Annotated in this window: 17 protein-coding genes; 4 read left to right on the forward strand and 13 right to left on the reverse strand. The window is 44.8% G+C overall.

Translation table 11 applies throughout. From position 1 onward, the window contains the following. Positions 1 to 181: 181 nt before the first annotated feature. From L4D76_RS04525 to L4D76_RS04550, 6 genes are all read right to left on the reverse strand, one after another. A complete protein-coding gene (locus L4D76_RS04525) occupies positions 182 to 1,456 on the reverse strand; it encodes an NRAMP family divalent metal transporter (RefSeq protein WP_428439746.1) in 1,275 nt (424 codons plus the stop codon). A 402-nt stretch (positions 1,457 to 1,858) separates the two neighbouring features. Next, positions 1,859 to 2,665, reverse strand: a complete 807-nt coding sequence (locus tag L4D76_RS04530) for a glutamine amidotransferase-related protein (protein WP_428439747.1) — start codon at positions 2,663 to 2,665, stop codon at positions 1,859 to 1,861. A gap of 32 nt (positions 2,666 to 2,697) precedes the next feature. Next, a complete protein-coding gene (locus L4D76_RS04535) occupies positions 2,698 to 3,861 on the reverse strand; it encodes an iron-containing alcohol dehydrogenase (RefSeq protein WP_428439748.1) in 1,164 nt (387 codons plus the stop codon). 19 nt (positions 3,862 to 3,880) lie between these two features. After that, positions 3,881 to 5,287, reverse strand: coding sequence for an aldehyde dehydrogenase family protein (locus L4D76_RS04540; protein WP_428439749.1), 1,407 nt, complete (start codon positions 5,285 to 5,287; stop codon positions 3,881 to 3,883). Positions 5,288 to 5,296: 9 nt separating this feature from the next. Further along, a complete protein-coding gene (locus tag L4D76_RS04545) occupies positions 5,297 to 6,664 on the reverse strand; it encodes a glutamine synthetase family protein (protein WP_428439750.1) in 1,368 nt (455 codons plus the stop codon). Positions 6,665 to 6,825: 161 nt separating this feature from the next. Next, positions 6,826 to 7,509, reverse strand: a complete 684-nt coding sequence (locus L4D76_RS04550) for a flagellar brake domain-containing protein (protein WP_428439751.1) — start codon at positions 7,507 to 7,509, stop codon at positions 6,826 to 6,828. Positions 7,510 to 7,906: 397 nt separating this feature from the next. Between L4D76_RS04550 and L4D76_RS04555 the strand changes: the two genes are divergently transcribed. Beyond that, complete coding sequence (locus L4D76_RS04555; protein WP_428439752.1) at positions 7,907 to 8,401, forward strand: hypothetical protein; 495 nt, start codon at positions 7,907 to 7,909, stop codon at positions 8,399 to 8,401. Between the two features lie 27 nt (positions 8,402 to 8,428). On the opposite strand, the gene L4D76_RS04560 is transcribed toward L4D76_RS04555, so the two are convergent. The 3 genes from L4D76_RS04560 to L4D76_RS04570 form a co-directional block, all read right to left on the reverse strand. Then, positions 8,429 to 9,811, reverse strand: coding sequence for a Na+/H+ antiporter NhaC family protein (locus tag L4D76_RS04560; protein ID WP_428439753.1), 1,383 nt, complete (start codon positions 9,809 to 9,811; stop codon positions 8,429 to 8,431). Between the two features lie 266 nt (positions 9,812 to 10,077). Continuing rightward, positions 10,078 to 11,007, reverse strand: a complete 930-nt coding sequence (locus L4D76_RS04565; RefSeq protein ID WP_428439754.1) for an aromatic alcohol reductase — start codon at positions 11,005 to 11,007, stop codon at positions 10,078 to 10,080. Positions 11,008 to 11,130: 123 nt separating this feature from the next. After that, positions 11,131 to 11,820, reverse strand: coding sequence for an outer membrane protein (locus L4D76_RS04570; RefSeq protein ID WP_428439755.1), 690 nt, complete (start codon positions 11,818 to 11,820; stop codon positions 11,131 to 11,133). A gap of 125 nt (positions 11,821 to 11,945) precedes the next feature. Between L4D76_RS04570 and L4D76_RS04575 the strand changes: the two genes are divergently transcribed. After that, positions 11,946 to 12,842: a LysR family transcriptional regulator gene (locus tag L4D76_RS04575; protein WP_428439756.1), complete on the forward strand. Its 897-nt coding sequence runs from the start codon at positions 11,946 to 11,948 to the stop codon at positions 12,840 to 12,842. Positions 12,843 to 12,913: 71 nt separating this feature from the next. On the opposite strand, the gene L4D76_RS04580 is transcribed toward L4D76_RS04575, so the two are convergent. Together L4D76_RS04580 and L4D76_RS04585 are read right to left on the reverse strand one after the other, a co-directional pair. Beyond that, positions 12,914 to 13,633: an SDR family NAD(P)-dependent oxidoreductase gene (locus L4D76_RS04580; protein WP_428439757.1), complete on the reverse strand. Its 720-nt coding sequence runs from the start codon at positions 13,631 to 13,633 to the stop codon at positions 12,914 to 12,916. Between the two features lie 122 nt (positions 13,634 to 13,755). Next, positions 13,756 to 14,103, reverse strand: a complete 348-nt coding sequence (locus tag L4D76_RS04585) for a DoxX family protein (protein WP_428439758.1) — start codon at positions 14,101 to 14,103, stop codon at positions 13,756 to 13,758. A gap of 152 nt (positions 14,104 to 14,255) precedes the next feature. On the opposite strand from L4D76_RS04585, the gene L4D76_RS04590 reads away from it, so the two are divergent. Beyond that, positions 14,256 to 15,164, forward strand: a complete 909-nt coding sequence (locus L4D76_RS04590) for a LysR family transcriptional regulator (protein ID WP_428439759.1) — start codon at positions 14,256 to 14,258, stop codon at positions 15,162 to 15,164. Between the two features lie 465 nt (positions 15,165 to 15,629). On the opposite strand, the gene L4D76_RS04595 is transcribed toward L4D76_RS04590, so the two are convergent. After that, positions 15,630 to 16,580, reverse strand: a complete 951-nt coding sequence (locus L4D76_RS04595) for a DsbA family protein (protein ID WP_428439760.1) — start codon at positions 16,578 to 16,580, stop codon at positions 15,630 to 15,632. Positions 16,581 to 16,873: 293 nt separating this feature from the next. Between L4D76_RS04595 and L4D76_RS04600 the strand changes: the two genes are divergently transcribed. Continuing rightward, positions 16,874 to 17,731, forward strand: coding sequence for an NmrA/HSCARG family protein (locus tag L4D76_RS04600; protein WP_428439761.1), 858 nt, complete (start codon positions 16,874 to 16,876; stop codon positions 17,729 to 17,731). Between the two features lie 49 nt (positions 17,732 to 17,780). Here L4D76_RS04600 and L4D76_RS04605 read toward each other — a convergent pair whose 3' ends face one another. Then, the gene (locus L4D76_RS04605) at positions 17,781 to 18,662 is read right to left on the reverse strand and encodes a LysR family transcriptional regulator (RefSeq protein ID WP_428439762.1); all 882 of its coding nucleotides are present in this window, start codon (positions 18,660 to 18,662) and stop codon (positions 17,781 to 17,783) included. Between the last annotated feature and the right edge of the window lie 48 nt (positions 18,663 to 18,710).

Here is an 18,710-nt window from a genome sequence, read left to right on the forward strand (position 1 = left end):
TTAACTATTCAGAGTTTCTGTGAAAGAGTACCAGTTCAAGGATAGCGATTGATAGAGAGTGGTTCTCTTTTGAAATCGCCAGATACCGAAATTGATTTTTTCCAGATTGGCTAAGTAAAAAATAAGCCAGCGGGGAATCGCTGGCTTTAAAAATATTTATTGTGTCATTGGTTAACCTTGATCACATTAACCATTTCCACCAGATGAAGATAGCTAAGAAACCAAACAAGTAGGTCAGCCCTGCCCAGGATAAGGCTCTCAAGCTGTTACTCAATCTCAATTCTTCAGGCAGATCTGCTTTCATTACTAATCGGTAGTTCAATAAGGCAAAGATAGGCGTTGTCATGAATGCCATAATCATAGCGAAATCCAGCATTGGCATTAATGCCGAGGTAAAGAACAGCAAGATCCCCATTGCAACACCACCTACTAACAACATCCAGCCATGGTGATAACGACGCTGTTCCAGCTCTTTCTTTTGTAACAACAGTTGTGCTTCTGCCAACGCACGAGAATAGCCATCAATAACTGTAATCGTACTGCCGAAAATACAGAAGAAAGCGATAACAGCGATAAGGTAGCGAGACCATTCACCAATGGTTGATGCATACATGCTTACAAGTTGGTGTGAAAAACCAATACCTGAGCTTTTTAATTCTGTACCGTTGCCATGAAGTACCAATGCGCCTAAAGATAAGAAAACGATAGCCAATAATGTCGTTCCGATGTAACCAACATTAAAATCAAAAAACGCGGATTTGACAGTCACTTGTTGTTCTTTACGCTGACTCTTAAGCCATAGTGACGTTAAACAAGAGATCTCGATTGGCGCAGGCATCCACCCCATCATCACTACAAGAAAACCGATCGAAGCAATCGACCAGGCAGACGGTGTCTCAAAATCAGCTGGCGCAACACTGCCCTTACCAGCTGCAACTATCACAGCACCCACTGTGGCAATCACAAGAACCGCCATGATCACTTTTGACAGACCATCTAGCGCTTTGTAATGACCGGCAAACAAAATCGCTAAACACGCAATCAATACCACTCCCGCTAAAGTGGTTAGTGGTAGTTCTACTGGCAGGAAGTAGCCAAGTAAACTCGCGCTAAATAAAAGTAACGCCGCGGTGTTTACCACAGCAGATACGGCATTAAGGGCAGTAAACAGCCATAAATAACCACGTCCCATTTGGCTATAACCTTGGACCAGGCTTTGACCTGTCCCCATGGTGTACTGTACGCCTGCTCGGAAAAACGGATATTTGAAAAGATTGACGAGCAAGATCAGGCCGGCAAGCTGCCAACCATAAATGGCACCGGCTTTGGTTGACGCTACAAGGTGAGAACCACCAACGGCGGCGGTTGCCATCATAATACCTGGGCCTAATGACTGAATAAGTCGTTTTAATCGATTGATACCGGGTTCAACCTGAATGGTCGCTGTGCTTTTCATGATTACATCCTGATGATTTTTATTATATTTTTCGGCCTGGTTTATTTAAGCGTGATTGAATAAGCTGGCAGAATAAATGTCTATATGTTCGATTTTGGTTTGCTAGGATTTAACGTATTCTTTTGATTTAACGTCACTTTCAATTCCTACACTCCATTTTTCGCAGTTTTAGATGTGATAAGCAAACTCGCCAAAACTCAAAAAAGCACACATCACCAATAGAAGTTGGTGATGTAGGGTTAAGTTCTAATGTAAGCGGTTATAACCGATCTTTTATTAGGCGGAGGTATGTTAAAAAACGATAATAAATTTATTAAGAATCAGCAGGATTGTTTCAACTCACAATAAACGTCTTAGTACAGTCACTAATTAAAGTCGACCAGGCAGGTTGGTTCGATAGTATCAGTCTGAACAAGGTAGGTTTACTTTAATAAAGTTGAGCATCCAACGAGTAACTTCATCGCTATCAAGCGGCTGTTCTAAGGATGCCATTCCCACCTCAATCGCATTAGCGGGTATGTCCCCTTGACGTATTTCCATCAGATCATGTGAATACTCTCTGGTAAATTCAGGATGCCCCTGAATGCCGAGAAAATGATCGCCGACCTTGATCATCGCGTTTGGACAAAACGCACTGCCGGCTAACACAGTGGTATTTGCCGGCAGTGATACAACCTGATCCTGATGGCTGACTGCCAGCGAAAAGCGCTCAAGGTTATTGGTTTTTGATACATATGGGCTTAGTGATGAATGGGGGACTATTGAGGGCTTTTTATTTATTGAATCATCGGTGTTTATTGACGATCTGACCATCCAGCTCTCATGAGCCAGTAGCTGCCAGGTATTGATGCCAATCCCCCAGCCATTAGGAGATTTCATCACTGAACCACTGAGTGCCTGCGCAATCATCTGATGACCAAAGCACACGCCGACAAACGGTTTGTTGTGCTGGAATAGCTTGCGTACAAACCTTTCAAAGTTCTTTATCCATTCGTCATTATCGTACACGCTATATTTACTGCCAGTACTGATATAACCATCACACTCATCAATCGTGTCAGGATAGTGGCCAGCCATTACCCGGTAATAAAACAGTTCGAGCTCCGGATCCGCTTTAAGCAAAATTGCCGCGAACATCTCGGGGTAGTTGTGATGCCTGATCTGTAATTCAGGCCGCACATCATCACAAAGTAATACGCCTAATTTCATCGACTTTCCTTATACGAATGTGACTTTCTGGTTTACGCGATCAATGTGCCTTGAATGGCGTTAGTGAAAATATCCGCATACTGCTGCGCATTAAAACAAATTGGATTGCCACCGGCGGCAGCATCGGCAACTGACATCTTTCCGATCCGCTCGGCCTGATCGTCATCTATACCAATGTCAGTCAGGGTATGAGGAATTCCAAGTTCAGCCCGCAAATCCAGAATCCAGTGTAGTACGCCATTAAAGTCCGGTTGAGGAAGTGCCAGATAACGGCCCAAATGTGCCATTTTATGCTCTATCTGTGAACGGTTTGCCGTCATGATATAGGGCATCAGAATCGCGTTAAGCAGACCATGATGTTTGTTATACAGTGCCCCGAGGGTGTGGGCGATAGCATGCATGCCGCCCAGGCCTTTCTGAAATGCGGTAGCCCCCATACTCGAAGCAACCAGCATCTGTGTTCTTGCTTCAATGTCGCACCCGTTATGAAAAGCGACGGGTAAATAATCTTTAATCAGGCGAATGCCTTCGATGGCGATACCGTCTGCCATCGGATGGTAAGAGGGAGAACAAAAGGCCTCAAGGTTATGGGATAGGGCATCCATCCCCGTCGCCGCGGTAATATCAGGTGGAAGTCTGACAGTAACGTTCGGGTCAAGCAGCACCTTGGCTGGCAACATTTGAGGATGAAAGATGATCGTCTTAACCTGATGGACTGGATCGGTGATAACGGATGCCCGTCCCACTTCAGAGCCTGTTCCCGCGGTGGTCGGAATTGCAATCACAGGAGCGATGAGTCTGCCGTTTGCCCGCCTCCAGTTATCACCGATATCGGCGAAATCCCACAACGAACAGTTTTGTTTGGCGACCAGAGCTATCGCCTTGGCGGTATCTATGCTGGAGCCGCCACCCAACGCTATCACGCCATCGTGCTTGCCATCGTTGTAGGCGCTAATGCCATCGACGATATTCTCTTCGGTCGGATTGCTTTGTACCTGGCTGAATACTGCAATATTCAGTTTGGCTTGCTGACAGTCATAGATAACCGACTTAACCATCGGCAGATCAACCAGCCCAGGATCCGTGACTAACAGTGGCGATTGGATCTTAAGCTCATGGCATGCGAGCGTGACGTGTTTAATACACCCTGCACCAACAGTCATTGAGGTCGGATAATTCCAATTCCCTTGCGACATGTTCTGCTCCTCACTAAAACTAAAGATGTTTGAGATGGAAAGACTTCGGGCGGGTCAGCATTTCAAATCCAATCGAAGACAGGGTACAGCCTCGGCCAGATTGTTTAACCCCAGTCCATGCCAGCGCCGGATCGAGATAGTCACAACGGTTGATAAAAAAGGAGCCGGTCTCCAGCTGCTCGCCTAATTCAACGCCTTTAGTCATGTCCCGAGTGAAAATACTGGCAGTTAAGCCAAACTCACTGTCATTCATCAGAACAACGGCTTCCGTATCGGATGTGACTTTTTGTACACCAAGCACCGGACCGAAGGATTCTTCTGTCATCACTCGCATGGTGTGATTAACGTTAGTCAGCAGTTGTGGCGCAAGGTAGGGTGAACCTTGTTTACTGGCGGGAAAATCGGATTCACGGATATGGGCTGTCGCACCAAGCTTAATGGCTTCTTCTGTCTGGCCTCGAACGAAATCGGCAGCGCGGGTATGTATGAGTGGGCCGAGCGTCGTGTCAGGGTGATCGGGGCGGCCTAGCTGATAGTGGTTGATCAACTTGATGGCTTTCTCGATAAAATCATCATGTATCCTGGCATCGACATAGGCCCGTTCAATGCCACAGCAAGACTGACCGGAATTAAAGAATGCACCATCGATAACGGTTTTGACCGCATGATCAAGATCGGCATCCGCCCGAACATAAGCCGGATCTTTGCCCCCTAGTTCAAGTCCCACCCCGATAAATCGCCCGGCAGCAGCTTTTTCTATAATTTGACCACCACGAACAGAGCCCGTAAAAGCAACGTAATTGATGGCATTGGAAGCAATGATATTTTCAGTCTCCTGATGAGTCAGGTGGAGGAATTGAAAAACACCTTCCGGCAGACCGGCTTCGGTAAAGGCTTGATGCAGGCGCTCGGCACATAAGGGGGTTTGTGCCGAGTGTTTTAAAATCACCACGTTGCCAGCCAGTAGCGCCGGGATTACCGAATTAATGGCTGTGAGGTACGGGTAGTTCCAAGGCGCAATAACAAATACCGTTCCGAGCGGAACGCGCTTGATATAACGGGTGAACCCATCAATTTCAGGAAGTTCAATGGTCGCTAGCGGCTCGTCACTGATGGCAATCATATGGCGTGCTCGCTCTTCTAACCCTGAGACTTCACCAGCGCTGTAACGAATGGGGCGCCCCATCATCCAGGTGATTTCCTCAGCGATTTCGTCTTTATGGCTAACAAAGGCGTCGATAGCTTTGCTACACAGGGCTTTCCTTTCGACTAGAGACATATCACGCCATGTTAGCTGAGCCGCTTTGGCTTTGGTTAGCGTATTTTCAATCTCTGTTTTACTGGCATACTTTCTGGAGACATACAAATTGCCATCAATGGGTGAGATAGTTTTCAATTGAGCCGGAGAGTTTTGATGATCGGTCATTATCTTCCCTTAGATAATTTCAAAGTAACGGTTTAGCTCCCAATCGGTAACATGTTTTCTGAATTCCCGCTCTTCCCATTCCCGTGAGGCAGCAAAGTGTTCAACAAAATCATCACCAAACATTTCTCGGGCGGCTTTCGAGGCTTTAAACTGTTGTGTCGCCTCCCATAAGGTATGGGGTAGTTGCAAGTCTTGCGGGTGTTGCTGTTCGTAAGCATTGCCGATGATCTGCTCATAGGGTTCCCACTTATGCGTGATGCCATATAAGCCGGATGCCAAGGCTGCAGCCAGTGCGAGATAGGGGTTGGCATCAGCCGCGCCGATACGATATTCCAGCCGCTGTGATTTCTCCGAACCCGTAATTAAGCGCAGAGCGGTGGTACGGTTTTCAACTCCCCATGTGGCATCAGTGGGTGCCCAGAATCCCGGGATCATGCGGGTATAACTATTAACTGACGGGGCGATCATACAGAGTAACTCTGGCATCAGGCGTTGTTGGCCAGCCAGAAAGTAACGCTGAATTTTGCTCATCGTCATATCGGCATCAGGATCAAAAAAGGCCGATGAACCATCTTTGTTACGCAGCGAGAGATGGATGTGACCGCTTTGCCCCGGATAATCATTGCTCCACTTCGCCATAAAGGTCGCCAGCAGGTCATTCTTCTGGGCGAACACTTTCATATAGGTTTTGAACAGGGCGGCTTTATCTGCGGCGGCTTCTGCACCATCAACCTCTAATGCAGCCTCTATTACACCGGGGCCGGTTTCCGAGTGAATACTTTCAATCGGGAAATCCATGGTTTCGCCCATGGCGAGAATGTTTTTATAAAGCTCAGAATAGGTGGAGTTGCGGATCATCGAATAGCCGAACCAATCGGGTGTTATTGTTGTGAGGTTGCGGAATCCTTTCTCCCGGGCAGAATGGGGAGTTTCTTTGAACAGGAAGAATTCATATTCTAATGCAGCGAACGGATCGAAGCCCATATCGCTGGCATGATTTAACACCCGCCGCAGGGTTGCTCTGGGGCAGACTTTTTCTGCAGCGCCGGAAAATTCGGCAATGAAAAGCAGCATGCCGTCTTCATCGAGTACATCACGGCAACTACTGGGAATAATGCGAACGGGAGCATCCGGGTAACCGGTATGCCAGCCGGTGTACCGGGCGTTATCGTAAAGCTGATCTTTGACATCCCAGCCTAATACAACATCACAAAAGGCAAACCCGTTTTCGAGCGAAGAGAAGAACTTCGCCGTCGACATATATTTGCCGCGCATCACGCCGTCATTATCAAAGAGTCCGACTTTGACGTGAGTGAGGTTGCGTTCGGTTATAATGGTTTTTGCATCTTCGATTGTTTTTACTTTTCTGGCATCCATAGCGCAACCCCTTTGCTTTCTTATATTGAACGTAGAAAGGGGAATAACAATCGTCAATAAATACAAGAATATTAAGGCTGCATAATCAGGATGCCGCGATTTAAATTTTTGTCGCAACCATCTGAAAGTATGCGTTAAATAGAGATGTTTATCTGGATTAATTAGCCAACCATAAGCTTGCCGTGATTACGCATTTCAATGATGCAGTTGTGGAAAATATCTTTTTTTAACTCAAGTTGATGGTCGTCAAATTGTATTCCGATTTGACATTGACGGGGTCCGGACTGAATGCTTACGGCTAAACCCTCAAGTTGTCCTTTAAGATGGGGTGTAAGTGAGAGTGTGATGGTGACGTTGTCACCCTGGCTAATGGGTGTGGCTTGAGTCTCTGTGATCAAACGACAACCTGATATGGAAAAGTCCATCATTTTTGCTGGAATTTTGTTGCCGCCAGATTCGATAGATACAACATATTCTGTTTCAACACGAGGCTGTTGACGGATTTTGTGATTCGCTATATTTACCGGCATATCAAGCGATAGCATTTTTACAGGGCGGTAAACTATGGTGTTAACTTTTGCTTTAAAAGCCACAATATCGCGGAAACTAGTTTCAGTAATCGCTCGAACTATGATCTCGGCATTTTCCAAAAAAATATTCTCAAACTCAGTATCCCGACTGGTTGGGTATTCGATCAGAATGAAGTCATCTTTTTTATAACCGATCAAACGTGAAGTCGCTTGCGACTTTTTGCCATTGGGGAGGTTAACTTCAACCAGCAAGCGCATGCCAATATGCATTAATTTAAGTGTATCAATATCTTGTTTCGGTCTGGCAGTTTTCATATTCTGTGGCTTATTGTTGATTATTACTATCAGGGATGCATTACGATTGCGTGTGCATTCTAGTTAAATCATTGCACGAGTCAATAATCTTTAACTTATAGCACTCTTTTATAAATTTGATGGTTCACTAATCATTTTTGTCTGCTCATCAACTTATGATTTATTGATTAAATCAAATTTGGTCAATAAATCACCTTTCTAGGGTCTGTTTATCTTTCAACATTGCAGCAATTATGTTTAAAGATAAACAGGCCCTAACTTCATCACAGAAGTTTGACGACTTCAGTCACCAAACGTTGATATTCAGCAAAGGGGTCTTAAATACGGGATTGGACAGCTTCTTAAAACGATGCCATGGTTATTTATTGAAAAAATCCGCGCGAACTTGGTAACCCTTATGACAGATACAACTGAAAATTTAGGGAAAGAAGCACAGCGATATTATGGATTTAATACTCCTCAGCGACTTTTCGTGGGTTATACGCTCGCGGTTTTGGTTGACTTAACCGTGCTGAACTTGTTCGAGGAATACTGGAGTTACGTTACAATACAGTCTTTTACCATATCACTAGCCGCAGCTATTTTACTTCAAGTGTTGTTGAAGCTTTCTATCGCAGCCGAACATCGCATTGCGAATTATTTTAAAAGTAAAAAGGGCTTGTCACCCAAAGTACTTCGCGGACTCTCCACCTGGGCCATCCTTGTTGGCTCAAAAATCATCATGCTTGAAGCGATTAATATTTTGTTTGGTGACAAAGTTGTGTTCACCGGGCCATTAAATGGCGTTGTTGCGTTCTTTGCGGTTATTTTTATTATCTTAATTGCCGAAATAACTGTTGGTAAGATTTACTTCGCACTTGAAGATAAAACCGCTAAATCCCCGGCGACGTAATAATACTCATCGGGGATTATGCTTTTTTTATAGTGCCCACCCAGCAGCCAGGAACATCACCAGAGAGAGTCCGGCAGCGCCAATGGAATATGGTATTTGAGTGGTAAAGTGATCAATACTGCGGCAGTCTGCTGCTGTTGCTGCAACAATCACAGAATCTGATATTGGTGAACTTTGATCTCCAAAGACAGCGCCTGAAACCATAGCCCCCAACGCTAAAGGTATTGAACAGCCAGTCGTTGCCGCAAGCGGAATGACAAGTGATGCCATCACGCTAATCGCAGCTCCAGAACTCCCGGTAGAAAAAGAAATTGTGCAACAGGTGATAAAAATGGCGGCCGGTATCATCCAGACAGGTAATGCGTCCATAATTAAATGTGAGACAAAAACCCCCGTTTGCAATTGATTGGTAATATTACCCAGTGCAAAGGCTAAGATCAGCACGATTGTCGCAGGGACCATACTCTGGACCCCCTCAATACACCAATTCACATAGGTGTTCATGTTTGCGATACCTTTATACCAATAATACAAACCAGTACCGGACAGAGTCATAATGACGCCCCAGTAAATAGCGGAAACAGTATCTCCCTTCGATGGATCACCTTGGCCCGTATACAAAATAATGCCAATGATGGAGCTGATCAGTAACATGAGCGGGATGATCATATTGGCGACAGTGATCTTATCGTCCGTTCCTTCACTCTTATCTTTTATTTCTGGCTCTGCGAGTCGTGCTGGCATTGTGCTCATTTTGCCAAATTCCACGTCGCGTAAAATAAAAACAGGAACGGAAATAATCAAGATCAAAGAATAAAACTGGTAAGGAATTGCATCGAGCAGGTAATTGAGGGGCGCGCCTTCTATGACGCCTGCGTCAACCTGACTGCCAATAATGCTCATTAAAAAAACGCCTGCACCACTTAAGGGAAACAACCATGCAACCGGTGATCCAGTACAATTAGCGGTGTAAGCCAGTTTTTCTCGCGACACACCAAACTTATCATATAAAGGGCGCCCGACGAGACCAGCTATCATCATGGAGCCGATCCCTTCCATAAACATCAGAAGCCCTGCAGTATAGGCAGCAAGCTGCGCCCCTTTTTTACTTTTCACTAAACAGCTTTTATTGGTGATTGCAGATACGAAGCCTTTTATACCCCCTGAATGCTCCATCACTTTAATGACTGAACCAATCATCAAAATAAACAGAATATTGCGTGTCGCATAGGAAGATGAAAATACATCAGCGATCGTATCAATGCCTTGTGTCAGGCCTGATATAAAGTCTCCGGAGAGAATGATTGCTCCGGAGAGTATTCCAATAAACAGTGAAACATAGACTTGTCTTGTCGCGATAGCGAGCGCAATGGTTATGGTTGGAGGAAGCAAAGAGAGCCAGGTATTCATAGTACAGACCGAAAAAAAGCAAGTAACACGCAGATACCATGATGATAACGATAACGTTGCATCATGGTATTGCAAGTGGAGCCCCCTCAATTGATGTAGCAAGTGGCTTGATTATTTCAAACCAAAACGGCTTTATACCAGTCGGGATAACTATCTTGAAGCATGGTGTCCGACTGGTATTTCACATCATATTAAAATTATTTTTTAGCATAACGCCGGAGGGGGAGTTAAAAAAGCGTTAGCTACGCCAGGAAAAATCAAAGAGCTTATTTTGGTTGTTCGAAAACAAAATTAGCGTCTTGTATTGCAGATTCCGGTTTGATGCAGACATAGTCTGGATACAGCTCTGAACTTCTCAGGGTATGTTCATCAAAGCTAGCGAGCTTTCCTGCCACATAACAGATGTAGTTAATTCCCCATCGTTCTTTATCGGTTTCTTCGCCCCGTTTGGCTGTAATTTCGTCACCAGCGTTTTCTTTCATATCCATAATGTATTCAGTCGAATAGTGTGTGTATTCAAATGAATGATCTGGCCAGGAGCGCTTAAGAAGATCCAGCATTTCAGCCTGGGTCAAATGGTTGTAATCCATCTGTACACAACGGTTGGCGGTTCTGTCATCAACAACGGCTAAGGCTGCAACCTGTCCGATGTCCTGGATCTGGTGAGTATAAATAGGCAAATCAATGTCACCAAAGGTGGTTATCTTGTCGAAGAAACGCAAGTTTGGCAGGAAGTAGTCGAAGATGCCGCCGTTGTAAAATAGTGTCCATTCAATACCAGACTTCATCAGCAGCTCCTGGAACTGTTTTTTGTAATCAAAAACAACTCCCGCCCCCCAAGGCATGCCCATGGTATGGGCGCCGAATTCGTTTGGAACGAATCTTTTTACTCCCGCTTTAATTGCGGCTTCCAGGATCCTGGGCTGTACATCGACAAGAAATGATTTATTTGCCTGTACGCTAGCGACCAGTATGTCAGATCCTTCCAGTATCTTTGCCATTGCATCGACATCAGAATAGTCAGAACAAAAAGCTAATGAAGCGCCCTGTGCCTCTAATGCTTCAAGTTTACTTTTATTACCTGGGTTTTTCGCTCGGGAAATTGCCAAAACTTGGTGACCGTTTTCAAGCAAGCTTTTCACCATCGGTGCACCGACTTGACCGGTTGCACCGATAACTGCAATTTTTTTACTCATTCTGTTTCCAACGTATTTCAAAATTTAGTCAGGAATCCTTTTGGTAATGGCGAGAGTCACATTGCTAGAACGATGACTGATACCCTCAAAAGGAACGTTGTAAGTGAGGTTTCACCCTAAAGCTTAGAACAGGTAACGAAGACCGATATTCACTTCCTGCACTAAGTAATCATCATTACCAATGGCATCACCACTTATGTCTGTCGCTGTTTTTACTTCGCCCAGGCTTTGAAGTTGGTATTCTGCAAACAGGTCTACTGTCTTTGTCAGTTCATAAGAGACACCAGCACCGACATTCCAGACAAATTCAGTCGAGGTCTCTTCCTCGTAGCCGAAGCCGGCATTAAATTCACTGACAAACAGGGTCGCTTCATAACTATTGCGAGCAACACCAACACCGGCTTTAAGATATGGAGTAAATGAGGTTTGGTTGGCAAAGTCATAGAACCCATCGACGGTTACTGAGGTACTTGATAGTTTGCCGTTTACTGTGCCGGTAACGTCCATTCCCGCCAGCGGGCTGAAGCCCATACGAGTATTGTCGGAGTCATTATTCCGATGGCTAACACGGCCTTCAATTCGGAAGTTCTCATCAAAACGAAAACCCAGGCCTAGCTGATAGCTTTCGCCATAATCATTTCCGTAGTCGGTAAAATCTTTAATATTGTTGCTGCCGGAAACAGTATCGCCATAGTTGATACCAAATGCACCGGTGGCATAGAAGCCATCCCATGGATCCTGTGTGTCATCTTGAGCGGCAAATGCTGTAGGGGTTGATACAATGAGAGCAGCAAGTAAGATTTTACGTTTCATGATGTTGTTCCTTATTGTTTTTCTAAGTTCGTGACTCAGTATAAGAACCAACTTATAATTAAAGAATACAATATAATAGAATTCTTTATTCTGATTTCTTTAATTATCAATGAAAAGTTGTTGTTATGATTGAACACTTAAAATCAATGGCAGTATTCGCTTGCGTGGTTGAAGAAGGCTCTTTTCGCCAGGCTTCGATAAAACTGTCGATGTCGCCTTCGGTAGTCAGTCATCATTTAAGCCAGCTTGAAGCACATATCGGTTCACCTTTGCTGTATCGTTCAACCCGAAAGCTATCGTTGACCGATTACGGCCGCCGTTTTTATCCTTACTGCCAGGAAATGACCAGTACAGCTCAAAAAGGATTAAATGAGCTGTTATCAGGTTCAGACGAACCAACCGGCAACCTGAATATTGCTTTACCTGCAATTTTAGCCTCAGGAGAAATCCCCTCGTTAATCGCTCAGTTTTGCCAGCGTTTTCCGAAGGTGCAGCTCAATGTTGATTTTGATAACCGAAAACGCAATTTAATCGAGGAGGGATTTGATCTTTCTGGTCGTATTGGTTGGTTGGAAGACTCAAATTTAAGAGCAAGAAAAATCACCGATATAAAACGTATTGTTTGTGTCAGTCAACAATATCTGGATTCACACCCAAGGATCAATACGCTCTCCCAGCTAAGTGAACATCAGTGGATAAAAACGGAAATCATTCAGAACTACGTCGAACTTTTTAATGCAGATGAGCCCGAAGGAACGAAGTATCCGATTAAGCAAGGGATCAATGTAAAAGGTGCAAATGTGATGCGTGAAATGTTGCTCGCAAACTTCGGACTGGCCGTTATTCCAGAGTTCCTTGTTCGAAATGAGCTTGAAAACGGGACGCTGGTACATGTTTTACCTGAGTGGCATCCCAAAACAGCAGGTTTCTATTTTGTATGGGCCGATAGCGGCATTCGCAACCCTCTGGTGAAATACTTTATAGACTTTATTGAACCGAAGATACAGAAGTGGCTTGCCTGAAAAATACCTGAGCCATGATGGAGGTCATAACCCTGATCACCAATGGTAACAGGGTTATGATTCTTATTTTATTAGAGCATTTTGCCTTGAACCGGGATTAATGAACCCGAAAGGTTCGTTTTTTTCGGTTGCGTAAGATCAATCATGATACTGGCAAATTGTGATGGGTTTACCCAATCGTTATGGTCAACATCTGGCATGGCTTCACGGTTTACATCGGTATCCATGATAGTAGGAAGAACAGCGTTAACCTTAATACCGTATTGAACACCTTCAGCGGCCAGACTTTCGACTAATCCATTAAGTGCCAGCTTGGATGCCATGTAAGGGCCGAAACCATAAGGGATATTGCGAATCGTATCTCGCGCTGAAACATACATGATAGAACCTGTTTGTCTTTGTTTCATGGCCGAGAAAATTTCACGGCCTAACACCCAGGCAGTGGTGAAGTTTGCACTGAACAACCGTTCCATTTCCTTAGCTTCGACCTCTTCCCACGTACTCCATGAGAACACCCCCGAGCAATGATAGTGGGCGTCGATAGTGCCACCAAGAATATCAAGTGATTTGGCAACAAGCTCATGACAAGCTTTTTCATCAGTGAGCTCGCCTAAAAGTACCGTGAGCTTACCGTTATATTGACTTTCTAAATCACGGGCTCGCTGCTCATCACCAGCACGGCCGTATCCTACAACCTGAGCGCCAGACTCAATTAATTGTTTTATTATTTCTTGAGCGGTCACCGAGAAACATGCAGCTACGGTGGCTGTTTTAATGTTGTTAGAGCTCATCGTTGTACCTGTCGTTAGAGTTATTATTTAGCGGTAATACATGATATTCATTGTCAATAATGCTAACAACGCACCTACATGCAATTGTCCTTTGCTTTTTAAGCAAGGTAGGGGGCTGCTTCTTAACTAAGGTAAATGACCATTCCAGAGAGTATTAGTGTCACGGTGGCCGGGATGCCGTCTTTCCAAGTATCAAAATATAAGTGGAAAGCGATAGCGCCTAAAGAAGTACCAAGCAGCGCCATGGCGCCTAGCAATCCCAGTATGCTGCTTTGGAACCAGATGGCAATTGCCCCGAATAGCTCAACGGCACCTACCAGAGCCATTATCTGGCGGTTCAGTCCATAAGAGTGAAAGAACTCAAGTTGCTTTTCGAAAATCATCTTTTGCCACCCCAGCAATTTTATTGAGCTGGCAAATAAGAAGAAAGCTGAAAGCAGAGCAATAATTGTCGTCACTAAGGTATTCATTATGGTCTTTCCTCGATATTAGCCATTTCCCGGCCAAATCCGCTGCTGGTACCGGTAATTAAAATGTTCATATTACTCTTTCCTTTGTTGGGGTTGAAAAGAGTGTAAATCCGCATCATTATTAGTTGAACTGATTACAACTAATAACCATTATGAATGAAAATCATCTTGCTAAAGTCGATTTAAATCTGCTGAAATCATTGCGCGCGTTGCTTGAAGAGCGGCATGTGGGACGAGCTGCGCAGAAGATGAATGTCACCCAGTCAGCAATGAGCCACACCTTGACTCGGCTGAGAAGTGTTTTCGATGATCCTCTTTTCATACGAAATGCCAAGGGGTTGGAACCTACTGCACGGGCACTGGAGTTATCCGGTAAGCTCAGGTTTATTCTCAGTGAAATCGATACGTTACTGACACCAAAAACCTTGGAACTCTCACAAGTCCATACCCATTTCCGTATTCAGACCCATGACTTTATTGTTGCCTCTTACCTTTCAAAGGCATTCAGTGCGATCAATTACGAAGCGCCTAATATTGTCATTGATGTGCAGATACTGGATAAAAAAGCCTATGAAAAACTCGATGATGGCAAGCTGGATATGATCATTGGCGCAGGGCTAAAAGCTAATCCCCGTTTTATGCAGAAACGGCTTATTGATGAAGCCTTAGTTTGCTTATTAGATAAACATAATCCTGTCCTGAATAACTGGACTTCAGAAGCTATTTTTCGCTATCCCCATATCAAGTCCAGCTTGCTCGATGATCAGGACGATCCCGTTAGTCAATACGGCAAGAGTGAGGGGCTACCAGAGCGAAAAATCGGTCTTTATGCTGAAACCCTCAATTTACAGTTAGCATTATTACCTAATACCCAATTGATTGCCTTCTTGCCGGAATCTATTGCAAGACAAGGGGAGCAGTTGTACGGATTAGAAGTGAAGAGGTGCCCATTTACTTTGCCTGACGTTACGATTCGAGGAATGTGGCATGAAAGGCATCAAAACGATCAGGTGCATAAGTGGATTCGCGATAAAATTAGTGATGCTTTTATTCTGTACTGACTCCCACTTGCAACTGACTGTGCGATACGCACAAAGATGCTCGCTAACGAAAATCGTGCATAACGAAAGCATCATATTTAGCTCTTTTGCGGATATTAGATTGCTAGAGTGACGGCACTAATCGAGGGTGGTTAGTACTGTTTTTAATGAGGCTTCTGGGGTTATATTGAGGCATAAACCGCCTTAGAGTTGTGACTTCATTTTGGCTAACTTAGATTACCTGAAATACATCAATACTTGCTCCTTCGTTGTCACAGCACGCTAGTTTGGTTTGATTACTCTAATCTTGGTTTGGAAAGTTGATTCGTGTTGTTCAGGCGGAGAATATGGTCAGATTTCCACCGAGGTATCGTCCCAATGCTCGAAGAACGGCAATGGTCGCATGATGGGGGGGATATCCACCTATCATTCATGGTGGATATCCTTGTTTTGCGTGGTTGTTTGGGCTTTCCTTTAATCACGCATTCAGCTATTGGGGAAGGAGCAACTGCCCGTTTCGGCATCACACCCCTGGGCATCGATGGGGAGTGAGTAGAGGTGCCCGTTGCCAGCTTTCATTTCTACCAACACTCCACTTTGTGCCATACTTTTTAACCGCGCCTGGGCCGCTTCAATACTTATTCCGTAGACGCCTGCGATCTCCATTGGGGCCACTTTGCCGTAGCGTGCAACAAAGTCGACAATCTGCGCTGCACTTTCCTGAAGTGTTCGGTGGGACAAGGGTTCAGTGACAAGCTCCTCAAACCAGTACTCGAATTGTTCGTAAGTTGTAAAGCTTCGCAGCATCACTTCCCCTTCCGGTCCCCGTAGTAGATAACTAGGAAACCCTCGCACGGCTCGCTTTCGGCATGCCAAGAGATCTTCCTGGAAGGCCTGTTCTGCATTACCCTCCTGGATATCCTGGACAAAACGCTCGACATTCAGACCGACCTCCTCGGCTATTTCAATCTGAACCTCGAGTCGGTGGATGGCTCTATTTTCGGCTGCGGCACCTGACCGAAGGAGCCGCAGATAACGGGTTGCAGCTGCTTCACCCTGAAATTGGGATGCCTTAAAGGCGATGTTGGCGGGGTACGTCGATCGGTAATCGTCCTTGATTTCGAAGAAAATCTGTTCGTCCACTGGCATCTTATGTTGCTGTGATGCCTCGACCCAATGATCGGCAACCTGGCGGTACCATTGCGTACCAGCGATGCCATTGGCGGGATCACTGAAATTGCCAATATCCTTAACCAGTCCCCCCATCGTATAGGAAATTTTCACCTGTTCAGCATAAACCTCCTGGATTTTACGCAGAATCGGCTCTGATCCCCAGCACCATGTGCAATACGGATCGGTAAAGCAAATTATTTCTATTATCGAGTTGTTCGTACTTTTTCTATCACTATCGACCAGTACGTCTCTTTTCTTTGGCATCTTCAAACTCCTCAAATCACTTTATTAGCGGACAGGTAAGCTTATCAATCACCATATTGGTCAACTAGATGGGAAAGATGGGTTAATCTATACCATGTATGGGATAATCGACGGTATTATCATTGATCTGAACAGCCATTCGGCGCAGATGGCGTACCCACTTAAGTCGAACATGACTAACTCAATTAGCCCATATTTGGGATAGTGTAATTTGTTTTTACCATCTAGTTGACCAATCCAGCCCTTGCTAGGATTTACCCCGTCGTTAAGCAAACATTAAGTTGGATAAGATCATGGTCGAGAATAAAGTTTTAGTCGTGACAGGAGCAACAGGCAATCAAGGTGGCGCGGTAGTAAAACACCTGATGAACAGTGGTTTTACTATTAAAGCGGTAACCCGCAACCTGCAAAGCAAAGCGGCGGATAGGTTACGTCAACAAGGTGTCGAGGTGATCTATGGCGATCTGGACAAGCCGGAAACGCTTACACCGATATTGAAGGGTGCCTATGGCGTCTATTCGGTGCAAAATAACTGGACCAGTAGCATAAAGGTCGAAATTGCTCAGGGTAAAGCCCTGGCGGATGCAGCCAAAGCGGCTAAGGTGCAGCACTTTGTTTATTCTTCTGTGGGCGGAGCCGAGCGTCAAACGGGCATTCCCCACTTTGACAGCAAGGGGGAAATTGAGCGCCATATTATTAAGATCGGGTTGCCTTATACTTTTATCCGCCCTGCTTATTTTATCGAAAACTTTTTAGCAACTGGCAGCTTTGCTTTTGTTAACTGGAGCCTGTTGTCCTGGGCACTGAAAAAAAATCGAAAGCTACAAATGGCCGCCGTTGATGATATTGGAGCCTTTGCCGCCTTGGTGTTTTCCCAGCCGAAACGCTACCTGGCTCAGGCTGTGGAACTGGCCGGTGATGAAAAAAGTTTTGCAGAAATCAAAGCTATTTACACCCAGGTGATGGGGAAAAAGCCGCGCTACCTGACACTGCCAAGCTGGCTATTTGCACCAATGAGCAAGGAGATGTCGACCATGTTTTCCTGGTTCAAGAAAGAAGGCTTCCAGGCGGATATCCCGACGATTAGGGCTGAACTGCCCCAACTTAAAGGCCTGCAACAGGCCTTGACAGAGATTATACAGCCTAGCTGACAGATGATGTTACCTGCTCTTTAGGCTGCCAGTTTGCTGACATTGTGGATCATGTGATTTGGTCGATCACATGATCCACAAATAAGCGAATATTTTGGGTTAAATATTTATGAGACTGATAGATGATGTACATATTACCAGCAGGCATTTCGTAGTCTGTCAGTATCAAGTTAAGCGATTTACTTTCCAGATAAGGCTTAACCAAAGGCAAAGGAACTCTGGCAATGCCCAATCCGGCCACCGCTGCCTTGATTAATAGATGATTAGCATCAGTGGCATACCGACCATTTACAGGAATATCTAATACCTGGTCGATATCTTTAAATTGCCAATTCTGATTTTGAAGTGTATTCCCCCATAAAATACAAAGATGTTGAGTCAATTCTCTGGGGTGTACTGGTTCACCATACTGAGTAAGATAGTCGGGACTAGCACAGCAAACACTTTGCTTGGGTCCGATTCGACGAGCAACCAAGTTGGAATCCTTCAGCACACCAGATCGAAAAGCGATGTCAATTCTCTCTTCTATCAGATCGACCTGATGATCTGTTACCTTCAGCTCAATTTTTACCTCTGGATACTTAGCAAGAAATTCGTTGATCCAAGGTTGAACATATAAGGTGGCGAAATCTAATGGAGAGGTAATCCGCAGGGTTCCTTTCGGTTGCTTTTGTGACTGGGTTACAACAAGGTTGGCCTCTTCAATTCCCATAAGATGCTGCTGGCATTGTTGGAAATAGAGCAATCCTTGATCAGTCAGTGACAGCTTTCTTGTGCTTCTATGCAATAACCTCACACCCAAACTATCTTCTAACTGCTGAACTTTGCGGCTGACCGTGGTGGACGGTATGCCGAGCAGCTTTCCTCCTCCAACAAAACTACCGGCTTCGACAACCTTAATGAATATATTAATTTCGTTGAAATCTACCATTTATTACCTCTAAATATGGGGTAAATAAACCCAATTATACCATCTACT

Source organism: Photobacterium sagamiensis, assembly GCF_050337085.1.
Classification (GTDB): domain Bacteria; phylum Pseudomonadota; class Gammaproteobacteria; order Enterobacterales; family Vibrionaceae; genus Photobacterium; species Photobacterium sagamiensis.